At 59.8% G+C, this 6,094-nt stretch carries 4 protein-coding genes; 3 read left to right on the top strand and 1 reads right to left on the bottom strand.

Annotated elements, in window-relative coordinates; translation table 11 throughout:
* The first annotated feature begins 213 nt into the window (after positions 1-213).
* The 3 genes from AAC035_RS17690 to AAC035_RS17680 all read left to right on the top strand — a co-directional run bounded on the left by AAC035_RS17690 (position 214) and on the right by AAC035_RS17680 (position 5,262).
* The gene (locus AAC035_RS17690; protein ID WP_339806415.1) at positions 214-951 is read left to right on the top strand and encodes a response regulator transcription factor; all 738 of its coding nucleotides are present in this window, start codon (positions 214-216) and stop codon (positions 949-951) included.
* Positions 948-2,660, top strand: coding sequence for a FecR domain-containing protein (locus AAC035_RS17685; RefSeq protein ID WP_339806414.1), 1,713 nt, complete (start codon positions 948-950; stop codon positions 2,658-2,660). The genes AAC035_RS17690 and AAC035_RS17685 overlap by 4 nt, the downstream gene beginning before the upstream one ends.
* Before the next feature lie 82 nt (positions 2,661-2,742).
* Positions 2,743-5,262, top strand: coding sequence for a CHASE2 domain-containing protein (locus AAC035_RS17680; RefSeq protein ID WP_339806413.1), 2,520 nt, complete (start codon positions 2,743-2,745; stop codon positions 5,260-5,262).
* A gap of 42 nt (positions 5,263-5,304) precedes the next feature.
* Here the strand turns inward: AAC035_RS17680 and AAC035_RS17675 are convergent, their stop codons facing one another.
* Complete coding sequence (locus AAC035_RS17675; protein WP_339806412.1) at positions 5,305-5,736, bottom strand: fibronectin type III domain-containing protein; 432 nt, start codon at positions 5,734-5,736, stop codon at positions 5,305-5,307.
* Positions 5,737-6,094: the final 358 nt, after the last annotated feature.

Here is a 6,094-nt window from a genome sequence, read left to right as displayed (position 1 = left end):
AACAGTAGATGATAGCGACGGCCTGCCTGCCGCAACGGCCGCCGGGTTACGCAAGACTACATAATGACACTGACGCCGGCCGTCTTATTTGCGAAACTGTCCCGGCGAAAATAATGCCATGTTTTCAGGGCGAGCCGGTTTCTGAATTTTTCGTCATATTTAAAACACGGTTGTCAGCCCTTCAGACCGGCACAGCTATTCAGGAGTTAGCCCATGCGCATTGCCTTGCTGGAAGACGAGCACGAACAGGCTCAGAACGTTCAGCAGATACTGGCGGACCAAGGTCACCACTGCGACAGCTTTCCCACTGGTCAGGGGTTTCTCAGCGCTGTCCTGCACCGCAGCTACGACCTGATGATTCTGGACTGGCAGATTCCCGATATGACCGGCCTCGATGTGCTGCGGGAAGTTCGTGCCCAGCTGAACTGGCCGATCCCGGTGGTGTTCCTGACCCAGAGAGACAGTGAACAGGACATCGTGCAGGCGCTGGATGCCGGTGCCGATGACTACCTCACCAAACCGCCACGGCGTGCCGAACTGGTGGCGCGTATCAATGCCCTGGCCCGTCGTTCGAACCCCGATGTGGAAAAGGAAGAGCTCCAGTATGGTCCCTTTGTCGTAAATACCACGCGCCGGACCATTACCCTGCGCGGTGAGTCGCTGACCCTGACCGACAAGGACTTTGACCTGACCCTGTTCCTGTTCCAGAACCAGGGCCGCCTGCTGACCAGGGAGATGCTGCTGGAGCGGGTCTGGGGGTTAACCCGCGATATCAATACCCGGACTGTGGACACGCATATGAGCCGTCTTCGCCGTCGCCTGGGCCTGAATCCGGACAACGGTTTCCGGATCAAAACCATTTACCAGCGGGGCTATCGCCTTGAGGGTATCGCCGAGGCCAGCGACGCCAGTAATGCCGGCGACACCATCGAGACTGAATCCGGAGCATGATGAAACACCCGCTCAACGAATGGCGACGCCCGCTGGTGTCCCGGCAGCAGGCCTCACCGACAGACAGATTTCGGCAATGGCTGAAGATGTCGGTACTGGCGGTGTGCCTGGGCTGGCCTGCGGTTGCCCCGGCCGAGTTCAATATTGCCCGGGGTTCCGATATCCGTTCGGCGGGAGTGGCAAACGCCAGCAGCAACCGTTCCGGAACTGCCGGGGAATGGCGCTATACCATGCGTTCCGGCGAAACCCTGCAGCAGATTGCAACCGAACTGCTGACCAGCAACATCAACGCCCAAAGGCTGGCCAGCTACAACCAGATCGCGGTCAATAGCGCGCTCAGAGCGGGCGATACCCTTCGCATTCCGGTGCCATGGCTGACCCAGCAACCGGAACCTGCGGTGCTCACCGCCATCACCGGACAGGTCCAGATCCGCACCGCCAGTACCGGTCAGGTTCGAAGAGCCAGCGGCGGCGAGCGCATCCGGGCGGGCGATACCCTGATCACCAGTTCCGGTACTGCTACCGTTGAGCTGGCCGACGGCTCCGTGGTGCGTATTAACCCGGCCAGCCAGATTGTCTTTAACCGGCTGACCCGCTACGGCCGCGAAGGCATGACCGATACCCGCATGCGGCTCAACCGGGGCAGCATGAGCAATCGCGTAAAACCGCTGATCGAAGGCGGCTCCCGCTTCGAGGTGGAAACTCCGTCCGCCATTGCCGCTGTCCGGGGCACCGCGTTCGCCATCCAGACTGACGACCTCGGCTCCTACATTCAGGTCACCGAAGGCGACGTGGACTTCGGCGCCCCGGGGCGGACCCGTATCGTTCCCGCCGGCTACGCGGCTACCGTGAAGGTCGCGGGCAACAGCCCCGTCAATCTGCGCAGACTGCCCCCCAGACCGGAAACCCGGCCGGTGCCAGACACCGTCAACCAGCTCCCCATCGAGCTTGGCTGGGAGCCGACCGGGGCTGGCAACTATCAGATCGACATTCTCGATGCCGACAGCGGAAACTGGCTTCGCCGCGAACACAGCCGCGATCCCCGTTACGCCATGAACGATCTCGCCAATGGCCGATACACCATCGAAATTGCGGCGCTGACGCCTGACGGCCTGAGCGGCATGCCGGGGACGCTGCAGTTCCAGGTTGATCTGGCGGCAAGGGCGGCCGAACTGGTCCGGCCCGAAGCGGGTGCAACCCTCGACTCCGACCAGCCCGAGTTCCAGTGGCAGTTCACCGGCGAAAATGAATCCGGCCGGGTGGAGGTTGCTACCGACCAGGATTTCCAGCAGGTTGTCAGTACCAGCGACTGGACCAAAGGGAACAGCAGTATGCCTGGTAAGCCGCTGAATCCTGGTCAGTACTTCTGGCGCGTGGTAACTGAGGCTGGTGAAACCTCCGTGGCCACCAGTGAAACCCGCCCGCTGATCGTCAATGGCATGCTGCCGCCGGTTCGGGTCATAAGCACCAACTATATTGAGCGCCAGGTAAGAATCTTCTGGGAAACGGTCGAGACCGCCGACGGCTACCGCCTGCAGCTCTCCGAAGACCCGTCATTCCGCGAAGTCATCAAGGAGGCCGATGTCAATGATACGACAGCAGCCTTGCGCCTTATTCCCGGAAGGCGGTATTTTGTGCGCCTGAAAGCAGTTTCTGATGGTCCTCTTGCCGGTCGCTGGGGTCCAGGGAGGGAATTGTTTGTAGAATAAACTCACCACACGCACAGCAGGGCCCATGACGCGGGATTGGTCTTCCTTAAAATTCTCAGCCTGGACACTGGCCCTGCCGCTGATGGTTATACTGCTTCTGGTGCAGCTCACGTCGCTGCCTCAGCGACTGGATAACTGGCTGTACGATAGCCTGATCACTACCTGGCCGGCATCAGCAGATCCGGACGTGGTCCTTGTTGCCATTGATGAAAAAAGTCTCGCCGCCCTGGGCCCCTGGCCCTGGCCCCGCTCCACCCACGCGGAGCTGATCCGTCAGCTGGATACCGCCGGGGCCCGGACCATCGTTTTCGATATCCTGTTCTCTGAGTCCACGTCAGAAGACGAGCTTCTGGCCCAGCGCATGCGTGAGCACGGACGGGTGATCCTGCCACTGTATCTGGCACCGGCCAGTCACAACGAACTGTTCAGGGAACATCTGCCGGCCTACCCCCTGATGGACGCGGCTGCCGGACTCGGTCACGCCCATGTCGAGCTGGACTTTGACGGCATCGCACGGGGCCTTTATCTTTACAGCGGTCTCGGCAATGAACTCTGGCCTGCCATGAGCCTCGCGGCACACAATCGCGAACCCGGTTCAGACCCACGGCTGTTCCCCGGACTGAGCGCTCCCGCCTATGTCAATGTACGACGAGATTTTGTCAGGGTGCCGCTTTCAGGCCGGGGCGACGAATTCACCACCTATTCCTACAGCGACATCCTTGACGCACCAGCCCAGGCCGGCTGGCTGACGGGCAAGACCGTGCTGATCGGTGCCACCGCTGCCGGCTTTGGTGACGTACTGCCAACCCCTTTTTCCGGTCTGGCCCGCCCCATGGCCGGCGTTGAGTTTCACGCCAACGTCTACTCTGCACTCAGCCAGAACCAACTGATCACGACGGCGTCTTCGCTCTGGCCCAGGCTTTTAACACTGGCGTCCCTGATACTGGTCATGCTTTTCTTACCAAGACTGCGACCCAGTCGAACCCTGGTTTTCAGCATTGGTCTGACTCTGGGCCTGACCGCTTTGACCGTCTGTCTGCTGATGGTGTTTCGATTCTGGCTACCCATAGCCAATGCCGTACTGGTCCCGCTTATTGCATTTCCGCTGTGGAGTACCCGCAGGCTGTCCCTGGCCAACCATTTCCTCAATCAGCAGATTGATCTTCTGGAACGGGGCAACCTGTTACACCTGCCCACACCAGCACACCGGGAACCGTTTAAAGTACTTGATAGCCTGAAGACCCTGTTGCAGCCGGGTGGCTGGCTGCTGATCGAAAACGGCACGGTGCTGTGTCAGCAGAACCTGACCCCTACCGATCTCGGCCCTGGTCCGGATCTGCACGGTCTGTGGCACCACAGGGACGGACTCAGCCAGGTCACGCTGGAGCGCGGTGAGCGCGTTTACCGAATCGGACTGGTCCTGCCATCTGGGCTGGCAGGAGCCGCAGCCGAACGGTATCTGAATCGTCTCAGGCTGCAGGCCGACACCGCACCCGAGCGACGCCGGGCCGGCGCTGAAAACCTGTCTACCCGGATCAATCGCGCCCAGCACGCCACCGAACGCCTGAACCATATTCAGCAATTTATCTGGCGCAGTTTCGAACACATGCCTGACGGCATCATTGTCACTGACGCACTGGGGCTGATCCTGTTCGCCAACAATCACGTGCCCCGCTGGTTCCAACAGCCGGCGCCCAGCCTGCAGGGTATGGCACTGGCCCACCTGCTGCAGGGCCACGACCCGCGCTCCCCCGGCTGGTCTGAAACCCTGGCAGACACTCTGACCCTGCAGGAGAGCCGGACCGTTGACCTGCATCTGCATGACCGGGATTTCCTGATCCACTTTGCCCCTTTCCTGCTGCCAGACAGTTCCCAGAATGGCGTAATCGCCAACATTTCGGATATTTCCGAGCTACGGGAACAGCAACGTCAGCACCGGGAAGCCATCGACTTTATCTCCCATGATGTACGCTCCCCACTGGTGTCACAGCTGGCCCTCATCGAACAGCTGAAGCGACGCCCTGGTGAAGTTCAGACCGAACAGCTGGAGCAGCTACGCAAACTGGCCAGGCGCAGCTATTATCTGGCGGAAGAGTTCGTGCAGCTGGCGCGGGCAGAGCAGCTCACCGAGACCCGTTTCTACGACTGCGAATTTCTCTCTATTGTGGAAAATGCCCGCGATAGTGTCAGCGAGCAGGCCATCGAGAAAGGCATCAGACTGGTACTTCAGGACGGTGATGACCTTTGGCTCAGAGGCAACGCCGAGCTACTTGAACGGGCGGTCATCAATCTTCTGACCAACGCCGTGCAGTACAGCGAATCAGGCACCACGGTCACCATCCAGGTATTCCGCGCCGGCCATCAGGCCTGCCTGACCGTGAGTGACGAGGGAGTAGGTATCGCGGAGTCCGAACTAGCGGGACTGTTTGACCGGTTCCGCCGCCAGAAGAGCAGCGAACTGGCCGGCAACCATGGTGTCGGACTTGGTTTGTCGTTTGTAAGCGTGGTGGTGGAAAAACACAAGGGTGAGATAAACGTCGAGTCAATCGAGGGCGAAGGCTCTGCCTTCACCCTCAAGTTGCCGGTGGCTCCCGGCCCCTGACAAGCAGGCACCTGGTCCGGAGCGCTCCCGACCCGAAGTCCGTCAGGAACCGATCGACTTGCTGACCACGTCAGAGCGGGCACTTACCAGGCCGCTGGAGTCTACGGTCTGTACCGCAAAATACCAGGTACCTTCGCTCAGGCTGTCGACTTCAAACTGGCAGCTGACGCAGAAACCAACATCTGCAGACTGGTCCAGCTCCCCGACGCTGCGACCATAGCTCACGATGTACCCGGAAATGTCACTGTCGCCCAGCTGGGTGGTACCGTCCACTCTGTAGCTGGGTGCAACCCAGGTCAGGGTCGCGCTGCCGGTGGTGGAGGTTTCTCCGCTCTGACCACCGGTATTTTCCAGCTGGCTGCCGTTGACCGGCACACCTGCGTTGCCCGATTCTCCGCCACATCCTGCCAGGGCAACAGCACAAATAACTGCGGCGATCCCTGCCTTTGATGCTTTAATGGCGCGAACAGACATGTTTCAACTCCGGTTTATTGACGGCTTTGAAACAGTGTAAAAAATATCGACATCCGACTCTGTGTTTGACGTCATTGTGCGGAGTATTTTTTCGCCAATTTTTTGGCGCTTGTTGCGGAAAACCCTTACCAACCGGGCGTTAAAGACCATGCACAGCAACCCTCCAGGCAACTTTTCCCGGCCGGACAGGTATAGAAAAACCAGGTACAACGCTGTGGACGGATCACACGAGGAGACGATTGGAAAACGGGCGGATAACAGAGGTCGGCGTAACTGAAACGCAGTATAAAGCAAGGCAGGAAATGGTGGGTGGTGAGGGGATCGAACCCCCGACCCTCGCCTTGTAAGGGCGATGCTC

It is taken from the genome of uncultured Marinobacter sp. (assembly GCF_963974375.1).
GTDB lineage: Bacteria > Pseudomonadota > Gammaproteobacteria > Pseudomonadales > Oleiphilaceae > Marinobacter.
The sequence above is the reverse complement of the archived record's forward strand: the minus strand, read 5'-3'. Positions and strand labels throughout refer to the sequence as shown.